Annotated in this window: 25 protein-coding genes; 11 read left to right on the top strand and 14 right to left on the bottom strand. The window is 71.7% G+C overall.

Translation table 11 applies throughout. The features are described from left to right. Window positions 1–87 precede the first annotated feature (87 nt). Together ACWD0A_RS21950 and ACWD0A_RS21955 are read right to left on the bottom strand one after the other, a co-directional pair. Window positions 88–765, bottom strand: a complete 678-nt coding sequence (locus ACWD0A_RS21950; protein ID WP_307717760.1) for a response regulator transcription factor — start codon at window positions 763–765, stop codon at window positions 88–90. A 42-nt stretch (window positions 766–807) separates the two neighbouring features. Continuing rightward, entirely contained in the window at window positions 808–2007 is a 1200-nt protein-coding gene (locus ACWD0A_RS21955) for a sensor histidine kinase (protein ID WP_451300506.1), read from the bottom strand. 96 nt (window positions 2008–2103) lie between these two features. On the opposite strand from ACWD0A_RS21955, the gene ACWD0A_RS21960 reads away from it, so the two are divergent. Both ACWD0A_RS21960 and ACWD0A_RS21965 read left to right on the top strand, forming a co-directional pair. After that, window positions 2104–3129 carry an SAM-dependent methyltransferase gene (locus ACWD0A_RS21960; protein ID WP_451300508.1) on the top strand — a complete coding sequence of 342 codons (1026 nt, stop codon included), beginning with the start codon at window positions 2104–2106 and terminating at the stop codon, window positions 3127–3129. Continuing rightward, window positions 3126–4268 (top strand): NADH-quinone oxidoreductase subunit D, encoded by a 1143-nt coding sequence (locus ACWD0A_RS21965; protein WP_451300510.1) that lies wholly within the window; start codon window positions 3126–3128, stop codon window positions 4266–4268. The genes ACWD0A_RS21960 and ACWD0A_RS21965 overlap by 4 nt, the downstream gene beginning before the upstream one ends. 53 nt (window positions 4269–4321) lie before the next feature. Here the strand turns inward: ACWD0A_RS21965 and ACWD0A_RS21970 are convergent, their stop codons facing one another. From ACWD0A_RS21970 to ACWD0A_RS21985, 4 genes are all read right to left on the bottom strand, one after another. Next, window positions 4322–5338 (bottom strand): hypothetical protein, encoded by a 1017-nt coding sequence (locus ACWD0A_RS21970; RefSeq protein WP_451300512.1) that lies wholly within the window; start codon window positions 5336–5338, stop codon window positions 4322–4324. A gap of 83 nt (window positions 5339–5421) precedes the next feature. After that, complete coding sequence (locus tag ACWD0A_RS21975) at window positions 5422–6399, bottom strand: glycine betaine ABC transporter substrate-binding protein (RefSeq protein ID WP_451300514.1); 978 nt, start codon at window positions 6397–6399, stop codon at window positions 5422–5424. 70 nt (window positions 6400–6469) lie between these two features. Further along, window positions 6470–7153 (bottom strand): ABC transporter permease, encoded by a 684-nt coding sequence (locus tag ACWD0A_RS21980; RefSeq protein ID WP_451300516.1) that lies wholly within the window; start codon window positions 7151–7153, stop codon window positions 6470–6472. Further along, window positions 7153–7851, bottom strand: coding sequence for an ABC transporter permease (locus ACWD0A_RS21985; RefSeq protein ID WP_451300518.1), 699 nt, complete (start codon window positions 7849–7851; stop codon window positions 7153–7155). Before ACWD0A_RS21985 ends, ACWD0A_RS21980 begins: the two co-directional genes overlap by 1 nt. A gap of 141 nt (window positions 7852–7992) precedes the next feature. Here ACWD0A_RS21985 and ACWD0A_RS21990 point away from each other — a divergent pair, with 141 nt between their 5' ends. Then, window positions 7993–9165, top strand: coding sequence for an ABC transporter ATP-binding protein (locus tag ACWD0A_RS21990; protein WP_451300520.1), 1173 nt, complete (start codon window positions 7993–7995; stop codon window positions 9163–9165). A 32-nt stretch (window positions 9166–9197) separates the two neighbouring features. Here ACWD0A_RS21990 and ACWD0A_RS21995 read toward each other — a convergent pair whose 3' ends face one another. After that, the gene (locus ACWD0A_RS21995; RefSeq protein WP_451300522.1) at window positions 9198–10307 is read right to left on the bottom strand and encodes an alpha/beta hydrolase; all 1110 of its coding nucleotides are present in this window, start codon (window positions 10305–10307) and stop codon (window positions 9198–9200) included. A 188-nt stretch (window positions 10308–10495) separates the two neighbouring features. Between ACWD0A_RS21995 and ACWD0A_RS22000 the strand changes: the two genes are divergently transcribed. From ACWD0A_RS22000 to ACWD0A_RS22025, 6 genes are all read left to right on the top strand, one after another. Next, window positions 10496–12352, top strand: coding sequence for a phosphatidylglycerol lysyltransferase domain-containing protein (locus ACWD0A_RS22000; protein WP_451300524.1), 1857 nt, complete (start codon window positions 10496–10498; stop codon window positions 12350–12352). A 106-nt stretch (window positions 12353–12458) separates the two neighbouring features. Further along, complete coding sequence (gene folP, locus ACWD0A_RS22005; protein WP_451300526.1) at window positions 12459–13316, top strand: dihydropteroate synthase; 858 nt, start codon at window positions 12459–12461, stop codon at window positions 13314–13316. Beyond that, window positions 13313–13759, top strand: a complete 447-nt coding sequence (locus ACWD0A_RS22010) for a nuclear transport factor 2 family protein (protein WP_307714181.1) — start codon at window positions 13313–13315, stop codon at window positions 13757–13759. Before folP ends, ACWD0A_RS22010 begins: the two co-directional genes overlap by 4 nt. Before the next feature lie 196 nt (window positions 13760–13955). Continuing rightward, window positions 13956–14315 (top strand): dihydroneopterin aldolase, encoded by a 360-nt coding sequence (gene folB, locus ACWD0A_RS22015; protein WP_177149541.1) that lies wholly within the window; start codon window positions 13956–13958, stop codon window positions 14313–14315. Further along, entirely contained in the window at window positions 14312–14962 is a 651-nt protein-coding gene (folK, locus tag ACWD0A_RS22020; protein ID WP_451300528.1) for a 2-amino-4-hydroxy-6-hydroxymethyldihydropteridine diphosphokinase, read from the top strand. Before folB ends, folK begins: the two co-directional genes overlap by 4 nt. Window positions 14963–15066: 104 nt before the next feature. Beyond that, window positions 15067–15555: a DUF3180 domain-containing protein gene (locus ACWD0A_RS22025; protein WP_451300619.1), complete on the top strand. Its 489-nt coding sequence runs from the start codon at window positions 15067–15069 to the stop codon at window positions 15553–15555. A 25-nt stretch (window positions 15556–15580) separates the two neighbouring features. On the opposite strand, the gene folE is transcribed toward ACWD0A_RS22025, so the two are convergent. The 6 genes from folE to dacB form a co-directional block, all read right to left on the bottom strand. Next, window positions 15581–16186 (bottom strand): GTP cyclohydrolase I FolE, encoded by a 606-nt coding sequence (gene folE / locus ACWD0A_RS22030; protein WP_451300530.1) that lies wholly within the window; start codon window positions 16184–16186, stop codon window positions 15581–15583. A 110-nt stretch (window positions 16187–16296) separates the two neighbouring features. Further along, window positions 16297–18330, bottom strand: a complete 2034-nt coding sequence (gene ftsH, locus ACWD0A_RS22035; protein ID WP_307714184.1) for an ATP-dependent zinc metalloprotease FtsH — start codon at window positions 18328–18330, stop codon at window positions 16297–16299. A 187-nt stretch (window positions 18331–18517) separates the two neighbouring features. Then, window positions 18518–19057 (bottom strand): hypoxanthine phosphoribosyltransferase, encoded by a 540-nt coding sequence (gene hpt / locus ACWD0A_RS22040; protein WP_177149689.1) that lies wholly within the window; start codon window positions 19055–19057, stop codon window positions 18518–18520. Between the two features lie 40 nt (window positions 19058–19097). Next, window positions 19098–20141: a tRNA lysidine(34) synthetase TilS gene (gene tilS, locus ACWD0A_RS22045; protein ID WP_451300532.1), complete on the bottom strand. Its 1044-nt coding sequence runs from the start codon at window positions 20139–20141 to the stop codon at window positions 19098–19100. Window positions 20142–20351: 210 nt separating this feature from the next. Next, complete coding sequence (locus ACWD0A_RS22050) at window positions 20352–21497, bottom strand: zinc-dependent metalloprotease (protein WP_451300534.1); 1146 nt, start codon at window positions 21495–21497, stop codon at window positions 20352–20354. A 169-nt stretch (window positions 21498–21666) separates the two neighbouring features. Next, on the bottom strand, window positions 21667–23070 hold the full coding sequence (dacB, locus tag ACWD0A_RS22055; RefSeq protein ID WP_451300536.1) for a D-alanyl-D-alanine carboxypeptidase/D-alanyl-D-alanine endopeptidase: 1404 nt from the start codon (window positions 23068–23070) through the stop codon (window positions 21667–21669). Window positions 23071–23167: 97 nt separating this feature from the next. Between dacB and ACWD0A_RS22060 the strand changes: the two genes are divergently transcribed. Further along, the gene (locus ACWD0A_RS22060; RefSeq protein ID WP_017949744.1) at window positions 23168–23662 is read left to right on the top strand and encodes an inorganic diphosphatase; all 495 of its coding nucleotides are present in this window, start codon (window positions 23168–23170) and stop codon (window positions 23660–23662) included. A gap of 136 nt (window positions 23663–23798) precedes the next feature. Continuing rightward, entirely contained in the window at window positions 23799–25466 is a 1668-nt protein-coding gene (locus ACWD0A_RS22065; RefSeq protein WP_451300538.1) for a threonine/serine ThrE exporter family protein, read from the top strand. An 84-nt stretch (window positions 25467–25550) separates the two neighbouring features. Here the strand turns inward: ACWD0A_RS22065 and ACWD0A_RS22070 are convergent, their stop codons facing one another. Continuing rightward, window positions 25551–26243 carry a DedA family protein gene (locus tag ACWD0A_RS22070; protein WP_451300540.1) on the bottom strand — a complete coding sequence of 231 codons (693 nt, stop codon included), beginning with the start codon at window positions 26241–26243 and terminating at the stop codon, window positions 25551–25553. Between the last annotated feature and the right edge of the window lie 133 nt (window positions 26244–26376).

The following is a 26376-nucleotide window of genomic DNA, read 5'->3' on the forward strand; positions in this document are numbered from 1 at the left end:
GCGGTAGTTGTCGATCATGTACTGGTGCATCGCGTTCATACCGTCCTCCCGCCGCAGCCGTCCCGCGATGCCTGCGCGGCACGGCGCTCAGACCTGTCCGCCGCCGCCCGCGCGCACGAGGCCCGTCTCGTACGCCAGCACCACGACCTGCACCCGGTCGCGCAGGCCGAGCTTGGTGAGGATGCGGCCCACATGGGTTTTCACGGTGGCCTCCGAAAGCACCAGCCGGGCCGCGATCTCGCCGTTCGACAGGCCCTGCGCGACGAGCATCATGACCTCGCGCTCACGATCGGTGAGACGCTGCAGCTCCTTGTGCTGCGGCTCCGCGCCGGAGCTCGGCAGCATCGGTGAGAACCGGTCGAGCAGCCGGCGCGTGGTGGACGGCGCGACGACCGCGTCGCCGCTGTGCACGGAGCGGATGGCGCCGAGCAGTTCGCCCGGCGGTACGTCCTTGAGCATGAAGCCGCTGGCACCTGCCTTGAGTCCGGAGAAGGCGTACTCGTCGAGGTCGAAGGTGGTCAGGATCAGCACCTTCGGCGCGTTCGGCTCGGCGCAGATGCGGCGGGTGGCCTCGACACCGTCGAGGCGCGGCATGCGGACGTCCATCAGGACGACGTCCACGGCGGTGGAGCGCAGGTTCTCGATCGCCTCCGCGCCGTCCCCGGCCTCGGCGACGACCTCCATGTCCGGCTGGGCGGCGAGCACCATGCGGAATCCGGTGCGCAGGAGCACCTGGTCGTCGACGAGCATCACTCGGATGGGCAGCACGGTCGGCTCCTCGGCCTGTAGGTGGCTGTAGGGGGCTGGTCAGTGGGCGGGCTTGAGCGGCAGCAGAGCACTGATCCGGAAGCCGCCGCCCGGCCGCGGCCCGGCGTCCAGCGTGCCGCCGACCATACCGACGCGCTCCCGCATGCCGATCAGCCCGTGGCCGCGGCCGTCCGCGCCGCCGTCCTCGTACAGCTCGTGCGACGAGCCGCGCCCGTCGTCCTCGACGAGCAGGCCGAGCCCGTCGTCGAAGTAGACGAGCCGCACGCTGGCGCCGGCTTCCGGGCCGCCGTGCTTGCGGGTGTTGGTGAGGGCTTCCTGCACGATGCGGTACGCGGTGAGCTCGACGCCGCTCGGCAGCGGCCGCGGCGTGCCCTCGATCTTGAAGTCGACGGTCAGCCCGGCGGCGCGGACCTGTTCGACCAGTTCCTGGATCTGCTCGACGTCCGGTTGCGGCACGTATTCGCCGCTCTCCGGGGCGTCCCCGGTGCGCAGCACGCCGAGCAGCCGCCGCATCTCGGCGAGCGCCTGCCTGCCGGTGGAGGAAATGGTCTCCAGCGCCTGCTTGGCCTGATCGGGCGCGGCGTCGAGCACGTAGGCGGCGCCGTCCGCCTGGACGACCATGACGGAGACGTTGTGGGCGACGACGTCGTGGAGCTCGCGAGCGATACGGGCGCGTTCGGCCGCGACGGCGACCTTCGCCTGCGCCTCGCGCTCCTTCTCGAGCCGGGTCGCCCTCTCCTCGAGCTGTGCGAAGTACGCGCGCCGGGTGCGTATCGAGTCGCCGAGGACCCAGGCGAGGGCGAACGGCAGGCTCATGACCACGGTGACGAAGATCCGGCCGAGGGTGCCCTGCTCCTCCGCGGGCCAGCGGATCTGCGCCAGCGTGGCGGCGGACAGGCCGCCGACCAGGGCGAGCCGGGAGGCCCAGCGCGGACCGTCGTGCGCGGCGACCGTGTAGATGATGACCATCATCGCGAAGTCGGCCGGGTTGACCTCGACGTCCAGCACCAGCTGCGCGACACCCGCGAGCGCCGCGAGGACCAGCATCTTCTCCGGCATACGGCGGCGCAGCGCGACCACGACGCTCAGCACCAGGACGACCCCGACCGCCGTGAGCCGGGGCCCCGCGCCGACGGGCTCCTGGACAGCCCACATCATGGCGAACCCGAAGAGCACGACGGCCCAGAAGCAGTCGACGCCCGTCGGGTGTCTGCGGAGGAAGTCGTAGAGGCGCTGCACGTGACCAAGCGTAAGGAAGGGGGATAGGTGCCGGAGTCAACCGGAGGGGCGATCCGGTAGGCGAAGGCGTACTCCGCAAGGTGGAGACTGGTGCGCGTGACGTACGAGACCTCTGCCGGACCCCCTGCCGTGGGCTCCGGCCTGCGCGGGTGGCGGGCCGCGACCGAGGCCGCGCTCTACGGGCCGGACGGCTTCTACCTGCGGCCGGAAGGCCCCGCCGGGCACTTCCGTACGTCCGTGCACGCCTCCCCGCTGTTCGCCTCGGCCGTCGCGCGGCTGCTGCTCGACGTGGCGGACGCGTACGGGATCGACGAGCCCGCGCTCGTCGACATGGGCGCGGGCCGCGGCGAGCTGCTCACGGGCGTGCTGGCCGCTCTGCCCCCCGGCTACCCGGTGCGCGCCTGCGCCGTGGAGCGGGCGGCGCGGCCCGCCGGGCTCGATCCGCGCATCGCGTGGACGGACACGCCCCCGGACGGGGTGCGCGGGCTGCTGTTCGCGAACGAGTGGCTGGACAACGTCCCCGTCGACGTCGCCGAGGCGGACGAGCAGGGCACGGTGCGCAGGGTGCTGGTGGACTCCGCCGGGCAGGAGCGGCTCGGTGACGAGGTCGACGGCGACGACGCCGCGTGGCTGGCCCGCTGGTGGCCGCTGACGGAGCCGGGATCCCGGGCGGAGATCGGCCGGCCGCGCGACGAGGCGTGGGCGCGGGCGTCCGGCCGGGTGGCGTCGGGCCTCGCGGTGGCCGTCGACTACGCGCACACGGCCGGCGCCCGACCGCCCTTCGGCACGCTGACGGGCTTCCGGGACGGTCGGGAGGTACGCCCGGTCCCGGACGGCAGCTGCGACATCACGGCCCATGTGGCACTGGACGCGTGCGCCGCCGCGGTGCCGGCGGCCCGGCTGCTGACGCAGCGCGAGGCCCTGAACCGGCTGGGCGTGACGGCCGGGCGGCCGCCGCTGGCCCTGGCGTCGTCCGACCCCGCGGCGTACGTCCGCGCCCTGTCGCGGGCCGGCGAGGCGACGGAGCTGACGGCGCGGGGCGGCCTGGGCGACTTCGCCTGGCTGGTGCGGCGGATCGGGCCGGGGCGGCCCGGCGGGCCTCTGTCAGACTGGTGCGCATGACGGAGACCACGGTCGGCATCGGTGGAGCGGCGGAGAGCACCGACATGGTGCTCAACATCGGTCCCCAGCATCCCTCCACCCACGGTGTGCTGCGGCTGCGCCTCGTGCTGGACGGCGAGCGCATCCGGCACGCTGAGCCGGTCGTCGGCTACATGCACCGCGGCGCCGAGAAGCTCTTCGAGGCGCGCGACTACCGCCAGATCGTGGTGCTCGCCAACCGCCACGACTGGCTCTCCGCCTTCTCCAACGAGCTCGGCGTGGTGATGGCCGTCGAGCGCATGCTCGGCATGGAGGTGCCGGAGCGCGCGGTGTGGACCCGCACGCTGCTCGCCGAGCTCAACCGGGTCCTCAACCACCTGATGTTCCTCGGGTCGTATCCGCTCGAACTGGGCGGTATCACCCCGGTGTTCCACGCCTTCCGCGAGCGGGAGGAGCTCCAGCACGTCATGGAGGAGGTCTCCGGCGGCCGGATGCACTACATGTTCAACCGCGTCGGCGGCCTCAAGGAGGACCTGCCCGCCGGCTGGCTCGGCCGGGTCCGGCACGCGGTGGCCGACGTCCGTTCGCGGATGGACGTCTACGACCGGCTGGTCCTCGGCAACGAGATCTTCCGCGGCCGCACCCGCGGCGTGGGCGTCCTGTCGGCGGAGGCCGTGCACGCGTACGGGGTGAGCGGACCCATCGCCCGGGCGTCGGGCGTCGACTTCGACCTGCGCCGGGACGAGCCGTACCTCGCGTACGGGGAGCTTCAGGACACCCTCACGGTCGTCACCCGCACCGACGGCGACTGCCTGGCCCGCTTCGAGGTTCTGCTGGAGCAGACGCACAACGCGCTGGACCTGGCGGACGCCTGCCTCGACCGGATCGCCGGGCTGCCGCCGGGCCCGATCAACCAGCGCCTGCCCAAGGTGCTCAAGGCGCCCGAGGGCCACACCTACGCCTGGACCGAGAACCCGCTCGGCATCAACGGCTACTACCTGGTGTCCAAGGGCGAGAAGACGCCGTACCGGCTCAAGCTCCGGTCGGCGTCGTACAACAACATCCAGGCGCTGGCCGTGCTGCTGCCGGGGACGCTCGTCGCCGACATGGTGGCGATCCTGGGATCGCTGTTCTTCGTCGTCGGCGACATCGACAAGTAGACGCGGAAGGCCGCCCTGCGCGGGCGGCCTTCCGATCGGGTCTTTCCTCGTCGCTACGAGACGGCGTTGCGCAGGTGGGCCACGTCCAGCTGCTCCGTCTCGTCGTGGGCCGTCAGGTCGATGACCTTGCCGATCGCGCGGGGGTCCTTCATACGCACGGCCGCGAGGGCTTCTTCGCCCACCACGTCGGCCAGGTCCTCATGCTGCACGGCCTCGATCGCCTTCTGTGCGGGCTGCGCCTCCGCCGGCGCGGAGCCGGTGCCGTTGCCCGCCCCCGTGCCGAAGAAGTCGAAGCCGCCCTCGGGGCGCTTGGCGCGCGCACGCTCGGCGCCGTAGGGGACGATCGCCGACGCGGCGGGCACGGGACGGCGCGCGGGCAGGGCGGACGCCGGACGGGCGTGCTGCCCGGCCCCGGCGCCCGCCGCGTGCTTCCCCTGCGGTTCGTCCGCCTCCTGGGATCGCTCCGCCAGATCCCGGGCGCGCGCCTCCTCGACGGTGCGCCTGGCCTCCTGGGCCGCGGCGTTGCGTGACAGCTCGTCCAGCGCCTTGGCGGCCCGCAGGTACGTGGCCGGGGTGGGCGTCGAACCGGCCGGGGGCAGCGCCTTCGAGGGCGCGGCCGCCTCGATCGCGAGCTGCCTGCGGCCCTCCAGGGCGCTGGCCCGCTCCGTCTCGGCGTTCGCGTACCGCCGCAGCAGGGCGGCGTGTTCGCCGCGGAGCCCGGCCAGCTCGACCCGCTTGGCACGCAGCTTGGCATCGAGCTTGATGCGCAGTTCGCGCGACTCCTCGATGTCCGCCTCGAGCTCCGCTATGCGCTCCTCGGTCTTCCACTGGTCGCCGGCGCGGGCGCGCGTGAGCTCCGCGACCCGGCGGCCGGCGCTCCGGTCCCAACTTCGCATGAGGACCGCACCGGTGACGGCGGCGGCAGCGGCGGCCCCCACCAGGATGCGCAGCACGACGGCATCCCCGACGAGCCACGCGCCGGCGGCGCACAGTACCGACGCTCCGGCCACGGCCGAGGGCGGCAGCAGTTTGTGCAGGGGCGGGGAATGGCGGTGGCGTCCACGTGGCATGGCCCGAAATTTACCGTGCGTAGGCGGGGAATGGGGTGTCGGCCCGGCAAATCTCTGGACGAGAACTCCGGGCCGGCACGCCTCTACTTCTCGATCAGCCCCTTCGACAGGAGATAGTCCTTCGCGGCGTCCTCGGGCTTCGCACGCTCGGCGTCCACCGTGCGGTTCAACTCGGCGAGATCCGCGGTGGTCAGCACCTCGGTGAGTGCGCCGAGGACTTCGGCGATCTCCTTGTCCCCGGCGTCCCGCGCATTGACCAGCGGAAGGACGTTGTCGGCGTTCTGGAGCTTCTTGTCGTCCTCCAGCAGGACCAGGCCGAAGCTTTCCAGCGTGGCGTCGGTGGTGGTGGTCAGGACGAGCTGGTCCTCACCGTCCTTGACGGCCTGCTTGGCCTGCGGCGTCCCGACCCCCTTGGGGTCCACGCCGGCGACGTCGATTCCGTACGTCTTCTTCAGACCGGGGGCGCAGAAAGGCCGGACCTCGCACTCGTCGCCCGCCGCGATCTTCACCTTCAGCTTCGACTTCCCAAGATCCGAAAGTGTCTTGAGCTTGTTCTTCTCGGCGAATTCCCGGGAGACCGCGAACGCGTTCTGGTCGACGGCCTCGCCCGCGTCGAGCACCTTCAGTCCGCGCGGCTCGGCGAGCGCGGTGAGCGCGGCGACGGTGGCGCCCACATCGCTGGAGGCGACGGGCTTCTCCTCCGGCGCCTTCGGCCCGTTCACCTTCGCGTTGAGGAATTCCGCGACGGTGGCCGCGTATTCCGGTACGACGTCGATCTCGCCCTTCTCCAGGGACGGTTCGTACAGCTCGCGGTTCTTCACCGTGGTGACCGACGTCTCGTATCCCGCGTCGGCCAGCAGCTGGGCGTAGAGCTCGGCGAGCACCTTGGACTCGGTGAAGGCCGCCGCGCCCACGACGAGCGTGCCCTTCTCCCCGGATCCGCCGGCCGATGCGGCGCTGTCCTTCTCCTGCTCCAGGCTTTCACCGCCGCACGCGGCAAGAGAACCCACGAGGGCCACCACACCGAGTACCGCGCCCGCGACGCGCGAGGTCTTGCTCATCAGGTTCTCCGTCCCTGCGACCGACACATCGAACAAAATCGAACAAAAGGGTCCATCCGCTCTCGCCGTATCAGCCGGCCGGCGCCGTCGCGGCCTTGCGCAGCGGGTTCAGCAGCCGGTCGGCGGCGACCAGCAGCCCCTCCACGAGGAGCGCGAGCACGGCGGCGAGCAGCGCGCCCGCGACGACCTGAGCGGTGTTGTACGTGTTGAAGCCGGCGGTGATGATCCGGCCCAGGCCGCCCTGGCCCACCATCGAGGCGATCGTCGCCGTGGCCACCACCTGGACGGCGGCCGACCGCAGCCCGGTCATCAGCAGGGGGTAGGCGAGGGGCAGCTCCACCCGGAGGAAGAGCTGGCCGCCCGACATGCCCATCCCCCGCGCGGCCTCGACCACCGCCCGGTCCACCTCCCGCATCCCCACGTACGCGTTGGTCAGCAGCGGGGGCACGGCGAACAGCACCAGCGCGGTGATCGTCGGCACGTAGCCGGCGCTGCGCAGCGGCGTGAGCATGAAGAGCGCGAGGACGGCGAAGACGGGGATCGCCCGGCCCGCGTTCGAGATGTTGACCGCCAGGGCGCCGCCCTTGCCGATGTGCCCCAGCCACAGGGCCACCGGGAGGGCGATCGCGCAGGCCAGGGCGAGCGCCACACCGCTGACGTACACATGCTCGCCGAGCCGGTGCCAGGCACCGCTCTCGCCCGACCAGTTGGCCCCGGTGGTGAGCCAGGTCCACGCGTCGGCCGGCACAGCCATCAGACCTTCGCCTCCGCCGCGCGCACGCGGGTCCAGGGGGTGAGCAGCCGCTGCGCTCCGAGCAGCAGCAGGTCCGCGAGCGCCGCCAGCAGCACGCACAGCACGGATGCGGTCAGCACCTGTGCCTTGAAGGTGGTCTGCACCCCGTCGTCTATGAGATTGCCCAGGCCGCCCTTGCCGACGAGGGCGCCGACCGTGGTCAGCGCGATCGTCGACACCGTGGCGATGCGCACGCCCGCCATCAACGCGGGGAGCGCCAGGGGCAGTTCCACCTCCCACAGCAGGCGGACCGGTCCGTAACCCATGCCGCGGGCGGCCTCACGCGCCTCGGCGGGCACCGCCCGGAGCCCGGCCAGGATGTTCCGCACGAGGATGGTGAGGGAGTAGAGCACGAGGCCCGTCACGACCAGTGCCGCGGACAGTCCGAAGAAGGGCAGCAGCAGCGAGAACATCGCGAGCGAGGGGATCGTGTAGAGCAGGGTCGTCAGGCCGAGGACCGGTCCGGCGAACCGCGGCCGGGCGCGCACGAGCAGCGCGAGGGGCAGCGCCACCGCGAGCCCGATCAGCACCGAGGCCGCGGTGATCCAGACGTGCTGGACCGTCGCGTCCGTCAGCTCCTCGCTGCGGCTGCGCAGATACTCCGCGCAGAACCAGTCGTTCGCCGCGAGGCAGCTGCTCGCGGCCCGCTCCGCACTCATCCCTCCCCAACCTCCCCCGGAACGCCGGATCAATGCCGGCGGTCCACGGATTCGACCCTAACCCTCGCCACTGACAATCGCCGGGGACCGGCACATTGCCGCAACATGGCTTTCACACATGCGCCGTCACAATGGGGAGCCATGATCCGTTTCGACAACGTCACCAAGCGGTACGCCGACGGCACGACCGCCGTGGACGACCTCTCCTTCGAGGTCGCCGAGGGTGAACTGGTCACGCTGGTGGGTCCCTCGGGCTGCGGCAAGACGACCACGATGAAAATGGTCAACCGCCTCATCGAGCCGAGCAGCGGCCGCATCTCCGTGGGCGGACAGGACATCTCCACCGTCGACCCCGTCGCGCTGCGGCGCCGGATCGGTTACGTGATCCAACAGGTGGGTCTCTTCCCGCACCGGACCGTCCTCGACAACACGGCCACTGTCCCCCACCTGCTCGGCACCGGCCGCGCCAAGGCCCGTGCGCGCGCCGCCGAACTGCTCGACCTTGTCGGCCTCGACCCGTCCGTCCACGGCGACCGCTACCCCGAGCAGCTGTCCGGCGGCCAGCGCCAGCGCGTCGGCGTCGCCCGCGCGCTCGCCGCCGACCCACCCGTGCTGCTGATGGACGAGCCCTTCGGCGCGGTCGACCCCGTGGTGCGCGAGCACCTGCAGAACGAGTTCCTCAGGCTTCAGTCGCAGGTGCGCAAGACGGTCCTGTTCGTCACGCACGACATCGAGGAGGCCGTACGGCTCGGGGACCGCATCGCCGTCTACGGCCAGGGCAGGATCGAGCAGTTCGACGCTCCCGCCACCGTGCTGGGCGCGCCCGCCAACGACTACGTGGCCGACTTCGTCGGCGCCGACCGCGGGCTCAAGCGGCTCTCGGTCACCCTCATCGAGGAGGACGATCTGGAGCAGCCCCCTGTGGTGCACCTGGACGATCCGCTCCCTCGCGAACTCGGCTCGCGCTGGGCCGTGGTCCTGGACGGGGCGGACAACCTGCACGGCTGGATCTCCGCCGAACAGGCGCGGCGCAGCGGTTCGGTGCGCGAGCACGCCCGCCGCATGGAGGCGTGGCTGCCGGTCGGCGCCTCGCTCAAGCAGGCGTTCGCCACGATGCTCCAGCACGACGCGGGCTGGATCGCGGTGATCGACAAGGAGGAGACCGGCCGCTTCCTCGGAGTGCTGACCCCGGCCCGGCTGCACGAGGCGCTGCGCCGCTCGATCGACGCGGACGCCCACGACATCGCGCGCGCGGACGTCACCCTGGAGTCGATCGGCACGGTCCCGCCGCCGCTGTCCGTGGACAAGCCCTGACGGCGGCGGGCCCGGGGCGCGTCGCGCCGGGGTCACGTCGCGCTGAGCCGTCCGCTCAGCCACTCCAGGGCCGGCGGGATCTCCCGCCGCCACGTGTTGAAGTTGTGACCGCCGCTGTCGAGCACGATCGACGACACCCGCGCGGGCGCCTTGACCTTCTCGATGAAGGCGAGGGTCCCCTTCAGGTTGCCCTCGCCCTGCCGGGACGTCGTGACCAGGAACGACGACCTGCCCTGCGGCAGATGGTCCAGGCTCCACAGCAGGTCGGCCCGCTTCCGCGCCCGGTCGTCACCGTGGAAGAGGTCGCCTGTGGTCGGGTCCTCCGCGGCCTTGTAGTACGCGGACAGGCCGGCGCCCGCCGCGAATTGCCCGGGATGGTGCAGTGCGATCTTCAGGGCGCAGTAGCCGCCCGTGGAGTTGCCGATGAAGCCCCAGTTCCGCGGGGCCGTGCCCACCCGGTAGGTCTCCGAGACCGCCATCGGCAGGTCCGTCGCGAAGAACGTCTCGGCCTTCGGCCCGCCCGGCACGTCCACGCACTCGGTGTCCCTCGGCGGCGCGACGGTCGGCCGCAGCATCACCAGGATCATCGGCTGCATCCGGCCCTGCCCGGCCAACCGGTGTGCAGTGGCGGGGTACTTGAGGCCCTTGAGCAGGTTCTCGGCCGTGCCCGGGTAGCCGGTGAGCACGACGGCCGCGGGGAAGGTGCGTTTCCGGTGCTTCTCCTGGAAGTACTCCGGCGGCAGGTAGACGTACGCGGGGCTGTCGATCCCCGACGTCGCGCCCGACACGACGACCTTGTGGATCTGCCCGCCGGTCACCGCGCGGGACCCGCCCGGCACGTCGGGCGCGCGCCTCTCGACGACCTCGATGCTGCTGCCCGCTGCCTGGTCCTCGACCACGCCCGTCTCCTGTTCCTGCCCGAAGAGGTCGGCCCAGGAGCCGTAGAAGAGGAAGGAGTTGTTGGCCGCGAGGGCGACGGCGGCGAAGAGCGCCAGCTGCGTGGCGAGCAGCAGCCCGATCCGCCCGGCCACCGGACGCAGACCCCTGCGGGCCAGCCTGGGCCACAGCCACACGGTGGCGGCGAACAGCAGCACGGCTGCGGCTATGGCGAAGGCCAGGACTTTGTTGCTGGTCAGACCCATGGTGGCGAGTGCTTTCTGCTACGGGCCGGCGTCGGTGGTCGGCGCCCGGCACAGGGCCGGTTCGCCGAGAATTTCCCGGCGGCGGATGAACCCGCTTCCTGTAAGTGCCGTCCTAGAGAGCGCACATCGTCCGGGGCCGACCGACCTGTGGCCCGGACGCACGATCTCTCGCGGAGTCACGGGAAGCGATGTCTGCAACGGTAGATGGGGACAAATCAGCATTGGTTCCGAAACGGGCGACGCATCGGGCGATGAACCGGGTACGCCGCGTCCTGCGCGGGCCCCGCCCGGAGGCGGTACCCGCGCTCGTCGGCTCGGCCTGCACCCTCGTCGGCCTGATCGACATCGCGGCCGGGGTCTTCCCGCGGTTCCGGCACAGCAGGATGCACACCCTCGCCGAGGTGCTGCCCGGAGCCCTCGGCCCGTTCGCCGCCGCGCTCTCGCTCAGCACCGGAGTCCTGCTGCTCCTGCTGGCACACGGCATCAGACGCCACAAGCGGCGCGCCTGGCGGGCCGCGGTGATCCTCCTGCCGGCCGGGGCCGTCGCCCAGTTCGTCTACCGCCACTCCGTCGTCGGCGTCCTTCTCTCGCTGGGCCTGCTCACCCTCCTGCTGCGCCACAGGGGCGAGTTCGCCGCCCTTCCCGACCCCCGCAGCCGGTGGCGCGCGCTGGCCAACTTCGTCGTGATGAGCGCCGGTTCGCTCGGCCTCGGACTGGTGATCGTGAGCGCCCACCCGGGCAGGATCGTCGGCAGCCCCGGTCTCACCGACCGCCTCGAACACGTCATGTACGGGCTGGCCGGCTTCGAGGGCCCGGTCGACTGGACCGGCAACGTCCCGTGGACCGTGGGCTACTCGCTCGGCTCGCTCGGCCTGCTGACCGCCGTCACCACGATCTACCTCGCCTTCCGTCCCGAGCACCCCGCCGCCCGCCTCACCGCCGACGACGAGCGCCGGCTGCGCGCCCTGCTCGCCACGCACGGCGGCCGCGACTCGCTCGGCCACTTCGCGCTCCGCCGCGACAAGGGCGTCGTCTTCTCGCCCAGCGGCAAGGCCGCTGTCTGCTACCGCGTCGTCTCCGGCGTGATGCTGGCCAGCGGCGACCCGATCGGCGACGTCGAGGCATGGCCGGGCGCCATCGAGCGCTTCATGGACGAGGCCAGGGCCCACTCCTGGACCCCCGCCGTCATGGGCTGCTCGGAGACCGGCGGCGAGGTCTGGACGCGCGAGACCGGCCTCGACGCGCTGGAACTCGGGGACGAGGCGGTGGTGGACGTCGCGGATTTCTCCCTGGCCGGGCGTGCGATGCGGAACGTACGCCAGATGGTCAAGCGCATCGAGCGAGGCGGCTACGAGACCCGCGTACGGCGCGCCCGTGACCTCACCGACGAGGAGCTGGAACGGATCCGCCGGGCCGCGGCCGACTGGCGCGGCACCGACACCGAGCGCGGCTTCTCGATGGCGCTCGGCCGGATAGGCGACCCGGCCGACGGCGACGCCGTGATCGCCACCGCCCACAAGGCCGACGAGCACGCCCCGTACGGCGATCTGAAGGCGATCATCCACTTCGTTCCCTGGGGGGACGACGGCATGTCCCTGGAGCTGATGCGCCGCGACCGCTCCGCCGATCCCGGAATGAACGAGCTGCTCATCGTCGCCGCCCTCCAGGCCGCCCCCGCCCTCGGCATCGAGCGGGTCTCCCTCAACTTCGCCATGTTCCGCTCGGCGCTCGCCCGCGGCGAGAAGATCGGCGCCGGCCCGGTGCTGCGACTGTGGCGCGGGCTGCTCGTCTTCCTCTCCCGCTGGTTCCAGATCGAGTCGCTGTACAAGTTCAACGCCAAGTTCCGGCCGCGCTGGGAACCGCGATTCGTGGTTTTCCGCAGCACCCGCGATCTGCCCCGCATCGGCTTCGCCGCGATGCAGGCGGAGGGCTTCGTGAACCTCTCGCCGCCCCGCCCGTTCGCCCGCCGCCGCGCGGCACGCGAGCCGCGCCCCTGCGCCCACCTCACCCGCCGCGCCGAACAGCACGAGGTCCGCGCCGCCTGACCGCGCCTGGGTGCGCCCGGCGACGGGGCCGGGCCCGGATGCCGGGCGACCGGCCCCCGCGACCGGCCCCGGCCACGATCCGCCGGGCAGGCCCTAGGCTGGCCACATGAGTACGTTGCGCGCACGAGGTACGGCCGACGGCCTGCCGGAGTGGGATCGCTGTGCGGTCATGGGGGTCGTCAATGTGACGCCCGACTCCTTCTCCGACGGAGGCCGCTGGTTCGGCACCACGGCAGCGATCAAGCGCGGCCTGGACCTGGTCGCCCAGGGCGCCGACCTGGTCGACGTCGGCGGCGAGTCCACCAGGCCCGGAGCGACCCGCGTCGACGAGGCCGAGGAGCTGCGCCGGGTCGTCCCGGTCGTCCGCGGGCTCGCCGCCGAGGGCGTGGTCGTCTCCGTCGACACGATGCGCGCCTCCGTCGCCGAGCAGGCGATCGCCGCCGGTGCCGTCCTGGTCAACGACGTCAGCGGCGGTCTCGCCGACCCCCGCATGGTCCCCGCCGTCGCCGAGACCGGCGCCCCGTTCGTCGTCATGCACTGGCGCGGGTTCAGCGAGGACATGAACAGCCGCGCGGTGTACGGCGACGTCGTCGCCGAGGTGGTCTCGGAGCTGCGTGAGCGCATGGAGGCGGTCGTCGCGGGCGGCATCGCGCCCGAGCGCATCGTGATCGATCCGGGCCTCGGCTTCGCCAAAACGGCCGAGCACGACCTCGCGCTCGTGGCCCATCTCGACGAGCTGCGCGCCCTCGGCCGCCCGGTCCTCGTCGCCGCCTCCCGCAAGCGGTTCCTCGGCCGGGTGCTCGCCAAGGAGGGCACCGCACCACCGGCCAGGGAACGCGACGCGGCCACCGCCGCCGTCTCCGCCATCGCCGCCCACGAGGGCGCCTGGGCCGTACGGGTCCACGAGGTGCGGGCCACGGCCGACGCCGTGCGCGTCGCACGCGCCGTCGAGGGCGCCCGGTGAGCCCTACCGACACGGAGCTGGTCGAGAAGGCCAACACCGCCTTCTACGAGGCGATGGAACAGGGCGACTTCGAGGAACTGTCCACGCTCTGGCTGGACGAGGACATCTCCTGCGTCCACCCCGGGTGGCCCGTCCTCTCGGGACGCGGTGAGGTCCTGCGCTCGTACGCGCTGATCATGGCGAACACCGAGTACATCCAGTTCTTCCTGACCGACGTGAAGGTGAGCGTGGCCGGCGACACGGCGCTCGTCACCTGCACCGAAAACATTCTCAGCGGCGGTCCCGCCGAGGAGGCGGGCGAACTCGGGCCGCTCGTCGGCCAGCTGGTCGTCGCCACCAATGTGTTCCGCCGCACGTCCGACGGTTGGAAGATCTGGTCACACCACGGTTCCCCCGTACTGACCGAAACCGAGGGCGAAGAGGACGAGGACAGCCCCTCGTAAGTGGGTAAGCGCCCCACAGGAGGTTCGTGGCAGCCTCCCCCGGGTATACGCGGCTAACCCCAAGCCCACGCGGTTCCCCGGGACCCGTGGGCATGTCGTGTCGGTGCTCGCAGGTAGATTCGAATGCGGGTACCGCGCCATCCGCACGTGGCCGGGAGCCCGCATCCCGCTCGTACAGAAAGCAGGAGTGATTCGCGTGGATCGTGTCGCGCTGCGCGGCCTCAAGGCCCGCGGGCACCATGGCGTCTTCCCCCGGGAGCGGGAGGAGGGCCAGACCTTCATCGTCGACCTGGTGCTCGGCCTGGACACCCGCCCGGCGGCGGCCGACGACGACCTGGCGAAGACCGTGCACTACGGCGTGGTGGCGGAGGAGGTCGTCGCGGTCGTCGAGGGCGAGCCGGTCGACCTGATCGAGACGCTGGCCGAGCGCATCGCCCAGCAGTGTCTGAAGCACGACGGCGTCGAGGAGGTCGAGGTGGTGGTGCACAAGCCGGACGCCCCGATCACGGTGCCCTTCGACGATGTGACCATCACGATCACCCGGAGCCGCGTATGACCAGGCCCACCCGTCACCCGGTCACCGCCCCCCAGGCAGCCGCTGCCCGGCGCCCGGTCCATGGCGACCCCACTGTGCAGCCGGTGCCCACCTCCGTGGTGGATCAGGTGGACGCCGCCGACATCACTCTGTCCAACCCCAAACAAGCGGTGATCTCGCTCGGCTCCAACCTGGGCAACCGCCTGGAGACCCTCCAGGGCGCGATCGACGCCCTCGAGGACACCCCGGGTCTGCGGGTCAAGGCGGTCTCCCCGGTGTACGAGACGGAGCCGTGGGGCGTCGAGCCCGGCAGTCAGCCGTCCTACTTCAACGCGGTGGTCGTGATCAAGACGACCCTGCCGCCGTCCTCGCTCCTGGAGCGCGGCCACGCCATCGAGGAGGCGTTCGACCGCGTCCGCGACGAGCGCTGGGGCCCGCGCACGATCGACGTCGACATCGTGGCGTACGCGGACGTCGTCTCCGACGACCCGGTCCTCACCCTCCCCCACCCGCGCGCCCACCAGCGCGCCTTCGTGCTCGCCCCCTGGCACGACGTCCAGCCCGAGGCCCAGCTGCCGGGCCACGGCGCGGTCGCCGAACTGCTCGCGGGCATAGGCGTCGCCGGCGTGCAGCCCCGGGCCGACCTGGAACTGCGGCTGCCCGAGTAGTCGTTAGGCTCGTACGGGACGATCGCGCTGCGGCGCGGTCCCGTGCGGGACGACGCGTGCGGGATGCCCCGTACGACACCACAGCTGAAGGGCGGCTCTTAGCGGTGAAGCAACTACGGCTCGGTGTGCTGGCCGGACTCTTCGCCGCGGCAGGAGTCCTCTCCTGGGGCGGCGCCCGTCTGTGGGACTCCCTGGGCACCCTGCCGAGCGTGCCGCTGGCCGCGCCCATCGTGCTCGGGGTGATCGCCGCCGTCCTCGCCGCCACGGCCCTGTCGCTGCGCGCCCGGCTGAAGGCTCAGCGCGAGCGCCGCCCGGGGGCGAAGGGCGTCGAACCGCTGATGGCGGCGCGCGCCGTGGTCTTCGGCCAGGCGAGCGCACTGGTCGCGGCGCTGGTGAGCGGGATGTACGGCGGCACCGGCGTGTTCCTGCTCGGCTCGCTCGACGTGCCCGCCCGCCGGGACCAGGCGATGTACGCCGGGGTCTCGGTGGTGGCGGGCATCGCCGTGATCGCGGCCGCGATGTTCCTGGAGCGCGTCTGCAGGCTGCCCGAGGACGGCGACGACGACACCGACCAGGCGGCCCGGGCGGTGTGATCCGCGGCGCCTGCGGCGAGAGCCGTCAGCGCGCCATGATCAGGCTCATCGCCTCGTTGCGCGTCGCCGCGTCCCGCAGCTGGCCGCGCACCGCCGAGGTGATCGTCTTGGCTCCGGGCTTGCGGATGCCGCGCATCGACATGCACATGTGCTCGCACTCGACGACGACGATCACGCCGCGCGGCTCCAGGATGTCCATCAGCGAGTCGGCTATCTGGGTCGTCATCCGCTCCTGGACCTGCGGGCGGCGGGCGTAGACGTCCACCAGCCGGGCCAGCTTCGACAGGCCCGTGATCTTCCCGGTCGTCGAGGGGATGTAGCCGACGTGCGCCACGCCCCGGAAGGGGACCAGGTGGTGCTCGCACGTCGAGTACACCTCGATGTCCTTGACGAGGACCATCTCGTCGTGGCCGAGATCGAACGTCGTCGTCAGCACGTCCTCCGGCCGCTGCCACAGCCCGGCGAAGATCTCCTTGTACGCCCGCGCCACCCGCGCCGGCGTCTCCTGCAGCCCCTCGCGGTCCGGGTCCTCGCCCACCGCCAGCAGCAGCTCGCGTACGGCGTTCTCCGCCCGCTTCTCGTCGAACTCGGCGATCGCGCGCTCGCCTTCCAGCGTCACCGGGTCGGTCATCTGTGCCTCGTTCCTCTTGCTCGGGCTGCGGGCATACGAAAATGCCGCGTCCCCCAGGCTAAAACCTGGGGGACGCGGCATTCATTCCGGGGCGGCGCCGAGCCGGGGGCTCAGGCCTCCGGGCGCTCCTCGGGGACCGCCTCGACGGTCTCCGCCGGGACCGCCTTGGTCACGTCCGCGACCGTCGGCGTGCTGCCGTTGGCACCGTTCGTCAGGGCGAGCTCCTTGGGGGAGAGCACCGGCGGACGGGTGGAGGGCGTACGGCGGGAGGAACCGGTCCACGCCGGGCGGGCCGGGCGCTTCACGATCGGGGCGAAGATCTCCGCGATCTCCTCCTTGCCGAGGGTCTCCTTCTCCAGCAGCTGGAGGACCAGGTTGTCGAGGACGTCGCGGTTCTCGACGAGGATCTCCCAGGCCTCGTTGTGCGCCGTCTCGATGAGCTTCTTGACCTCTTCGTCGACGAGCGCCGCGACCTCTTCCGAGTAGTCGCGCTGGTGCGCCATCTCACGGCCCAGGAAGGGCTCGGTGTTGTCGCCGCCGAACTTGATCGCGCCGAGCCGCTCGGTCATGCCGTACTGCGTGACCATCGCGCGGGCCGTGGCCGTGGCCTTCTCGATGTCGTTCGCCGCGCCCGTGGTCGGGTCGTGGAAGACGAGCTCCTCAGCCGCGCGGCCGCCCAGCATGTACGCCAGCTGGTCGAGCATCTCGTTGCGCGTGGTGGAGTACTTGTCCTCGTCCGGGAGCACCATCGTGTAGCCCAGGGCCCGGCCGCGGGACAGGATCGTGATCTTGTGGACCGGGTCGGAGTTCGGTGAGGCCGCCGCGACCAGGGCGTGTCCGCCCTCGTGGTACGCGGTGATCTTCTTCTCCTTGTCGGACATGATCCGGGTCCGCTTCTGCGGGCCCGCCACGACGCGGTCGATCGCCTCGTCCAGCATGTGGTTGTCGATGAGCTTCTTGTCGCTGCGCGCGGTGAGCAGCGCGGCTTCGTTCAGCACGTTCGACAGGTCGGCGCCGGTGAAGCCCGGCGTACGACGCGCCACGGCGGACAGGTCGACGTCCGGGGCGACCGGCTTGCCCTTCTGGTGGACCTTGAGGATCTCCAGCCGGCCCTGCATGTCGGGACGGTCGACGGCGATCTGCCGGTCGAAGCGGCCCGGACGCAGCAGCGCCGGGTCGAGGATGTCGGGCCGGTTGGTGGCGGCGATCAGGATGACGCCGCCCTTCACGTCGAAGCCGTCCATCTCGACGAGCAGCTGGTTCAGCGTCTGCTCGCGTTCGTCGTGGCCGCCGCCGAGACCCGCGCCGCGGTGCCGGCCGACGGCGTCGATCTCGTCGACGAAGACGATCGCCGGAGCGTTCGCCTTGGCCTGCTCGAACAGGTCCCGGACACGGGAGGCGCCGACACCGACGAACATCTCGACGAAGTCGGAACCGGAGATCGAGTAGAACGGGACGCCCGCCTCGCCCGCGACGGCGCGCGCGAGCAGCGTCTTGCCGGTGCCGGGCGGGCCGTAGAGCAGCACGCCCTTGGGGATCTTGGCGCCGACGGCCTGGAACTTGGCGGGCTCCTGGAGGAACTCCTTGATCTCGTGGAGCTCCTCGACCGCCTCGTCGGATCCGGCCACGTCGGCGAAGGTCGTCTTGGGGGTGTCCTTGGTGATGAGCTTGGCCTTGGACTTCCCGAAGTTCATCACTCGGGAGCCGCCGCCCTGCATCTGATTCATCAGGAAGAGGAAGACCACGACGATCAGGACGAAGGGCAGGAGCGAGAGCAGCACCGAGACGAACGGGCTCTGCTTCGACGGCGAGACCGTGTAGCCCTTCTCGATCTCACCGGCCTCGAACTTCTCCTGCAGCTTGTCGGCCAGGTCGGCGCCCTGGGTGCCGATGTAGCTGGCCTGCACCTTGGTGCCGCCGTCGACCTTCTGGCCCTTCTTGAGCTCGATCTTGATGATCTGCTCGTCGCCGGTGGTCAGCTTTGCCTGCTTGACCTGGTTCTTGTCGATCGCCTGGACGACCTCGCCGGTGTCAACCGTCTTGTAGCCGCCGGACGAGCCGACGACCTGCATCAGCACGACCACGGCGAGGACGGCCAGCACGATCCACATGACCGGCCCACGGAAGTATCGCTTCACGTCCATCCATACGGAGCGAATCCGCTCCGTCCCTCCTGCCCGTAGGTAAATGCTGCTGTGGGACTTGCTATGAGACTGCTATGAGAAAAGACAACTGTTCTTCGGACGGTACCTCAGCATTGTCACCGGAGACCGCCTTCCCATGCTCCAACGGCGGAAAGGCGGCCTGGGTTCCCCGGGACGTGCCGGTGCCTCAGCCCCCGTAGACGTGCGGCGCGAGCGTGCCGACGAAGGGGAGATTGCGGTACTTCTCCGCGTAGTCCAGGCCGTACCCGACGACGAACTCGTTCGGAATGTCGAAGCCGATCCACTTCACGTCGATCGCGACCTTCGCGGCGTCCGGCTTCCTCAGCAGCGTGCAGACCTCCAGGGAGGCCGGCTCACGCGAGCCGAGGTTGGTCAGCAGCCACGACAGGGTCAGGCCCGAGTCGATGATGTCCTCGACGATCAGGACGTGCTTGCCCTTGATGTCGGTGTCCAGGTCCTTGAGGATCCGGACGACGCCGGACGACTGCGTGCCCGCGCCGTACGAGGACACGGCCATCCAGTCCATCGTGACGGGGGTGGCGAGCGCACGCGCCAGGTCCGCCATCACCATCACGGCGCCCTTGAGGACACCGACGATGAGCAGGTCCTTGCCCGCGTACTCCGCGTCGATCTTGGCGGCAAGCTCGGCGAGCTTGGCGTCGATCTCTTCCTTGGTGATGAGCACCGACTGAAGGTCGCTGCCCATGTCCTTCTCGTTCACCCGCGTCGCTTTCTGTCTCGGCGGTTCAGCCTTGCCGAATGACCAGTCTGCCACCCTGGCGACGCGCCTCCACCCGGCCGGGCAGATTGATGGCCCGCTGACCGCGCCAGCCGGTGATCAGCCGGTCGACCTCTTCGACGTGTCGGGCGAACAGGGAACCGGCCGGCGCACCGGCCTCGATGGCGGCCCGGCGCAGTACCCGCCGCCGTACGGCGGCGGGCAGGTCGAAGAGCTTGGCGCACTCCAGGGCGCCGCTCTCGTCCCGTACCCGGGCGGCCGCGTCGGCGGCCCAGTCGTCGAGCGCGTCGGCGTCGTCGCGGGAGAGGCTCGCGGTACGGGCCAGGGCTTCGACGACGCCTTTGCCGAGCGCCTTCTCCAGAGCGGGCAGGCCCTCGTGGCGCAGCCGGGAGCGGGTGTAGGCCGGGTCGGCGTTGTGCGGGTCGTCCCAGACAGGCAGCGACTGGACCATGCAGGCCTTGCGGGCGGTCTGGCGGTCGATCTGGAGGAAGGGGCGGCGGTAGCGGCCGTCCGTCCCCGAGACGGCGGCCATACCGGACAGCGAGCGGATGCCGGAGCCGCGGGCGAGACCGAGCAGAACGGTTTCCGCCTGGTCGTCACGGGTGTGGCCGAGCAGCACGGCCGAGGCGCCGAGGCGCTCGGCGGCCTCGTCGAGTGCGGCGTAGCGGGCGTCGCGGGCGGCGGCCTCGGGCCCTCCCTCGCGGCCGACGCGCACGGCGACGGACTCGACGGGGTCGAGGTCCATGGCGGTGAGGCGGGCGACGACGTCGGCCGCGCGCTGCGCGGAACCGTCCTGGAGGCCGTGGTCGACGGTGATGCCGCCGGCGCGGAGGGAGAGTTTGGGGGCCTCGAAGGCGAGGGCGGAGGCGAGCGCCATGGAGTCGGCGCCGCCCGAGCAGGCGACGAGGACGAGCGGGCGCTCTCGCGTGGCGCGGGCGGCGGCTTCGGCGCTGTCGGCGTGCTTTGCGTGCTCTGCGTGCTGAGTGAGGACTTCGTGGAGTACGCGGCGGACCGCCAGGCGTATCGCCGCGACCGCAGGATGGGGACCCATGTCCGGTGCCCTTCGTGAAGTTCGGGAGGGGTGTCTCGGTCCGAGGTGAACGAGAGCGACGGGAAATCAGTCACTCAGAGTGCGTCGATGGTGACAGAACCGAGCCAATGTCCGAGCATTGCACGCCTGCCCAATGCCCCACGGTCCCTCGGACGGGTGATTGGAGGGGCGCCCTTCTGCCGTCATGGACCCGTCCTTCACGACACTGTTCTACGGTGCGCCCTCGGCCTTGCGGTGCACCCGTGCGACCCAGTCCGCCGGTTTGGCGATCTCCGCCTTGGTCGGGAGCGTGTTGGGGGACGTCCAGACCCGGTTGAACCCGTCCATCCCGACCTGGTCCACGACGGAGCGCACGAAACGCTCGCCGTCGCGGTACTGCCGCAGCTTGGCGTCCAGGCCGAGCAGCTTGCGCAGCGCGACGTCGAGGCGGCTCGCGCCACGGGCCCTGCGCTGCTGGAACTTCTCCCGGATCTCGGTCACGGAGGCCACCACGTCCGGTCCGACGCCGTCCATCACGTAGTCCGCGTGGCCCTCCAGCAGGGACATGACGGCGGTCAGCCGGCCGAGGATCTCCCGCTGGGCGGGCGTCTGGACCAGTTCGACGATGGAGTGGCCGCCCTCGTCGTCCTCGCCCTCGGGGCGGGCCCCGACGAGCGACTGCGCGGCCTCCCGGAACCGTTCGAGGACGGTCATCGGGTCCATCTCGGTCTCGCCCAGGAATGACTGGATCTCGCCCTCGAGATGGTCGCGCAGCCACGGCACGCCGGTGAACTGGGTGCGGTGGGTCTCCTCGTGGAGGCAGACCCAGAGCCGGAAGTCGTGCGGGTCGACCTCCAGCTCGCGCTCGACGTGGACGATATTGGGGGCGACGAGGAGCAGCCTGCCGCCGCCGTTGCCGTTCGGGTCGCCGGCCGGCAGGTCGCGGGTGGCGGGGGCGAAGGTCTCGTACTGCCCGAGGACCCGCGAGGCGAGGAACGACAGCAGCATCCCGAGCTCGACGCCGGTCACCTTGCCGCCGACCGCGCCCAGCACCGCACCGCCCGGCGTGCCGGACCGGCGCTCCTGCATCTTGTCCAGCAGGGGGCGCAGCAGTTCGCGGAAGCCCGCGACGTTCGCCTTGATCCAGCCGGCCCGGTCCACGACGAGGACGGGGGTGTCCTGCGGCTGCGAGCCCGCGGGGATCATCGCGGTGAAGCCGCGCACGTGCTCCTCGGAGGCCTTGGCGTGCCGGCGCAGCTCGGCGACGACGGCTCGCGCCTCGTCACGGCTCACGTCGGGACCGGGCCGCACGAAGCGGGTCGCGGTCGCCGCGGCGAGGTTCCAGTCGACCATCTCGGCACCACCGATGCTCGTCATGCGACAACCGTACGTTCTCGACCGCCGGGACGTGCAGGTGTCGGGTGGCCCGCCGGCCCCGCCCTGGCCGCGCCGGGTCGCGGGCGTCCGCGGTGTCCTGCACGGGCCGCCGGCCCCCCAGGCCCAAGCGGAACGGCAGGACCCGCCCGGGTGGACGCCGGTCGGGTGGCTACTTCGCGAGGGCCGACGCCAGGCGGTCGAGGGCGTCCTGCGCCGCGTCCCGCGAGGGGGTGCCGCCCGCGAGGAACGCGAAGCCGAGGAGTCGGCCGCCCGGGCCGACGACGGTGCCGGCGAGGGTGTTGACGCCGGTGAGCGTGCCGGTCTTGGCGCGGACGAGGCCGGAGCCGGCCGAGGACGGTGCGTAGCGGTTCTCCAGGGTGCCGGTGAATCCGGCGACGGGGAGGCCGGTGAGGACCGGGCGCAGTTCGGGGTGGGCCGGGTCGCCTGAGCGGGCGAGCAGCGCCGTCAGGAAGGCGGCGGAGACCTTGTCCTGTCTGTTGAGGCCGCTGCCGTCGGCGAACCGGGCGCCGGCCAGCGGCAGCTGGAGACGGCGCAGCTGTCCGGTCACGGCCCGTCCGGCGCCCGCGAAGTCCGCCTTCTCACCGGTGGCTGTCGCGGTCTGCCGGGCGAGCGACTCGGCTATGTCGTTGTCGCTGCTGGTCAGCATCCGCTCGACGACCGCGGAGAGGGGATCGGAGAGGACCTGCGCGAGCGGGACGGCCTCCGCGGCCGCCCGGCCGGGCCGGGGGACGCCGCTCACGTGCACGCCCCGCTCCTCCAGCATCGTGGCGAAGACGCGGGCGGCCTCGCCGGCCGGGTCGGCGGTGCGGGTCGCGGCGCCGGTGCTCCGCGGGTCGTTCCGCCCCTGGTCGACCATCAGGGCGCTGACCGGGGCGATGTTGTCGTTGGGGCCGATGGGGTGCAGCAGGGGGCCGGTGTAGAGCGAGGTGTCGTGGACGAGGCGGACGGCGCCTGCGCCGCGGCCGCGCAGGGCGCGGGCCGTGCGGTCGGCGAGCGTGGCCAGACGGCCCCGGTCGAGAGTGGCGTCACCGCCGCCGACGAGGGTGATCTCCTTCGCCCCGGCGGTCGCGACGACCGTGGTGGCTATGCGGTGGTCGGGTCCGAGCGCGGTCAGGGCGGCGGCGGCCGTGGCTATCTTCACGGTGGACGCGGGGGTCATGGGGGCCGTCGCCCCCTTCCCGTACAGCCGCTCCCCCGTGCCGAGGTCGACGACGCAGGCGGTCGGCGACGGGCCGAGGCCCGGGGCGCCGAGCAGCGGTCCGAGGGCCTTCGCGAGGTCGGCCGGGGCGGTCGCGGGGTCCTTCGCGGACGCGGTGCGCGGGCTGTCGGCGGCGGCGAGCACGACAGGGGCGCTGGGCGCGGGGGCGGGGCGCCGGGGCGCCGGGCGCCCGTGATGTACGCCACCCGTACGCCCGTGGGCCACCGCCCACTCCTTCTCGGCCTTACGCTGGCCCGAGTCCCAAGGACCCGCCGCGGCCACCGCCCCGGCGGCGAGGGCGAGGCCGGCAACGGCGGCGCCCGCTGCGAGCTGCCACGTCGTGACCTTCGGCACCCCGCACCAGCCCCTTTCGCGATCACCCAAGTGCGTGAGGGACACTTAATCACCGTCAATCACGTCTTGCTATGTCTTGATCATGGAGGAGCCACCCGTGGAGTTCGACGTCACCATCGAGATCCCGAAGGGTTCGCGGAACAAGTACGAGGTGGACCACGAGACCGGTCGGATCCGCCTGGACCGTCGACTCTTCACCTCGACCAGCTACCCGGCGGACTACGGCTTCGTCGAGAACACCCTCGGCGAGGACGGCGACCCGCTGGACGCGCTGGTCATCCTCGACGAGCCGACCTTCCCGGGCTGCCTGATCAAGTGCCGCGCCATCGGCATGTTCCGGATGACGGACGAGGCGGGCGGCGACGACAAGCTGCTGTGCGTGCCGGCGTCCGACCCGCGCGTGGAGCACCTGCGCGACATCCACCACGTGTCCGAGTTCGACCGCCTGGAGATCCAGCACTTCTTCGAGGTCTACAAGGACCTGGAGCCCGGCAAGTCCGTCGAGGGCGCCAACTGGGTCGGCCGCGCCGAGGCCGAGGCCGAGATCGAGGCCTCCTTCAAGCGCCTGGAGGCGCAGGGCGGCGCGCACTGACGCCGCTTGCACGAACCCCTGACGCGGGCGGGACACCTCGGTCCGCCCGCGTCGCGTAGCAACCCTTGGGCGTGCCCATACTGGGCAGGAGGGCCGGACACAGGGCTGGTACGAGAGGGAGCGAGGACGGCGACATATGGCGGAGCCCGAGGGTCCGGAAGACCGGAAGCCTCAGTCCGACGAGGCGCACAGCGCCTTCGCTCCGCCTCCTGGGGTGGAGCAGCCGGGAGCACCGGAAGAGGATCATCCCAGCTCGGAGTTCGCGGTTCCCGAGGGGCTGCTGCCGGAACCGCCGCCGGAGCCGGAGGGGTCGGCTTTCGCGCCGCCGAGCACGTACAGCGCCAGGAGCTCCCCGCCGGCCTTCACCCCCGCGCACGGCGTCCCCGTGGTGCGGCTCACCAAGGACGCGCCCTGGCAGGACCGGATGCGGGCCATGCTGCGGATGCCCGTGGGCGAACGGCCCGTGCCGGAGACCGCGCACCGGCAGGACGAGGCCGGCCCCGCCGTGCCGCGCGTGCTCGACCTGACGCTGCGTATCGGCGAGCTGCTGCTCGCGGGCGGCGAGGGGGCCGAGGACGTCGAGGCGGCGATGTTCGCGATCACGCGCGCGTACGGTCTGGACCGCTGCGAGCCGACCGTCACCTTCACGCTGCTGTCGATCACGTATCAGCCGTCCCTCGTCGACGACCCTGTGACGGCCAACCGCACGGTGCGGCGGCGGGGCACCGACTACACCCGGCTCGCCGCGGTCTACCGGCTGGTCCACGACATCAGCGTCGACGAGTCGGACGTCACGCTGGAGGAGGCGTACCGGCGGCTGGCGGAGATCCGCAGGAACCGGCACCCGTACCCCGGCTGGGCGCTCACCCTGGCCGGCGGCGTGCTGGCCGGTGCGGCGTCCGTGCTGGTCGGCGGCGACATCGTGGTGTTCCTCGCGGCCGCGGTCAGCGCGATGCTCGGCGACCGGCTGGCCTGGCTGGCGGCCGGGCGCGGACTGCCGGAGTTCTACCAGTTCGTGGCGGCGGCGATGCCGCCCGCCGCGGTGGGCGTGGCGCTGACGCTGTCGCCGCTGGACGTGCGGGCGTCGGCGGTGATCACCGGTGGGCTGTTCGCGCTGATCCCCGGGCGGGCGCTCGTCGCCGGTGTGCAGGACGGTCTGACCGGCTTCTACATCACGGCCGCGGCCCGTCTGCTGGAGGTCGGCTACCTGGTGGTCGGCATCGTCGTCGGCGTGCTGAGCGTGCTGTACCTCGGCTTCGCGCTCGACGCCGGGCTCCAGCCGGAGACGGCCATCCACACGGTGGAGCGCCCGGTGGTCCAGACACTGGCGGCGATGATGCTGTCCCTGTGCTTCGCCGTGATGCTCCAGCAGGAGCGCAACACGGTGTGGCTGGCGACCCTCAACGGCGGGGTGGCCTGGGTCGTCTACGCGGCTCTCGCCGACACCGCCGACGTCTCGCCGGTCGCCGCCACGGCCGCCGCGGCGGGGCTGGTGGGCCTCTTCGGCCAGATGCTCTCCCGCTACCGCTTCGCGTCGGCCCTGCCGTACGTCACGGCCGCGATCGGGCCGCTGCTGCCGGGCAGCGCCACGTACTTCGGGCTGCTGTCGATCGCCCGGGGCGAGCTGAACACGGGGCTCGCCTCGCTCAGCAAGGCGGCGGCGCTGGCGCTGGCCATCGCGATCGGGGTGAACCTGGGCGGGGAGATCTCCCGGCTCTTCCTGCGGGTGCCCGGAGCCGCGGGCGTGCCGGGCGCGGAGGCCCCGGGCGGCCGCCGCGCGGCCAAGCGGACGCGCGGCTTCTGACGGCGGGTGCGGGGCGGGCGGTCGGGCCCTGGGCGCGAGGCTCAGCGCTCGGCGGAACGGGCGGTCAGGCCCGGGGCGCCGGGGTCAGCGCTTGGCGTGGCGGCCGCGCGCGGTCGACGGCGCTTCGGCGGCGTCGGCGGAGGCGGCGGCCTCCTTCTTGTTCTTGGAGCGGGCCCGCAGGAACTCGATCACGATCGGGAGCACCGAGATCAGCACGATCAGGATCAGGATCGCCTCGATGTTCTTGTGGACGAACTCGACCTTGCCGAGCGCGGCGCCGAGCAGCGTCACTCCCGCGCCCCACAGCACACCGCCGACGACGTTGAAGGTGATGAACGAGCGGTAGTTCATCCGGCTCACACCGGCGACGATCGGCGTGAACGTCCGCACGATGGGCACGAAGCGGGCCAGGACCAGGGACTTCGGGCCGTACTTCTCGAAGAACTCGTGCGCCTTCTCCACGTTCTCCTGCTTGAAGAGCTTGGAGTCGGGGCGCTTGAAGAGGGCAGGACCGACCTTGCGGCCGAAGAGATAGCCGACCTGGTCGCCGATGATCGCGGCCAGCACGACGAGGGTACAGACCACCCACAGCGGCTGCTTGATCACATCGGTGGTCACCAGCAGGCCCGTGGTGAACAGCAGCGAGTCGCCCGGCAGGAAGAAGCCGATCAGCAGGCCGGACTCGGCGAAGACGATGACCAGGACACCGATCAGCCCGAAGGTGGTGATCAGATAGTCCGGGTCGAGCCAGCTCGGTCCGAGCGCAAGGGTGTTCACGAGGTCCGGGCTCCTGAGTCGGTAGTCGGGCGATGCGCCGGGCGGCGTACAGCGTGCGGGGACGAGCCAAAGCTATCAACGCACCGGGCCCCGCAGCGTTCCACCGGCCCGCCCAGGATGCACTGTGCCCCGA

Source organism: Streptomyces sp. NPDC002867 (assembly GCF_053591895.1).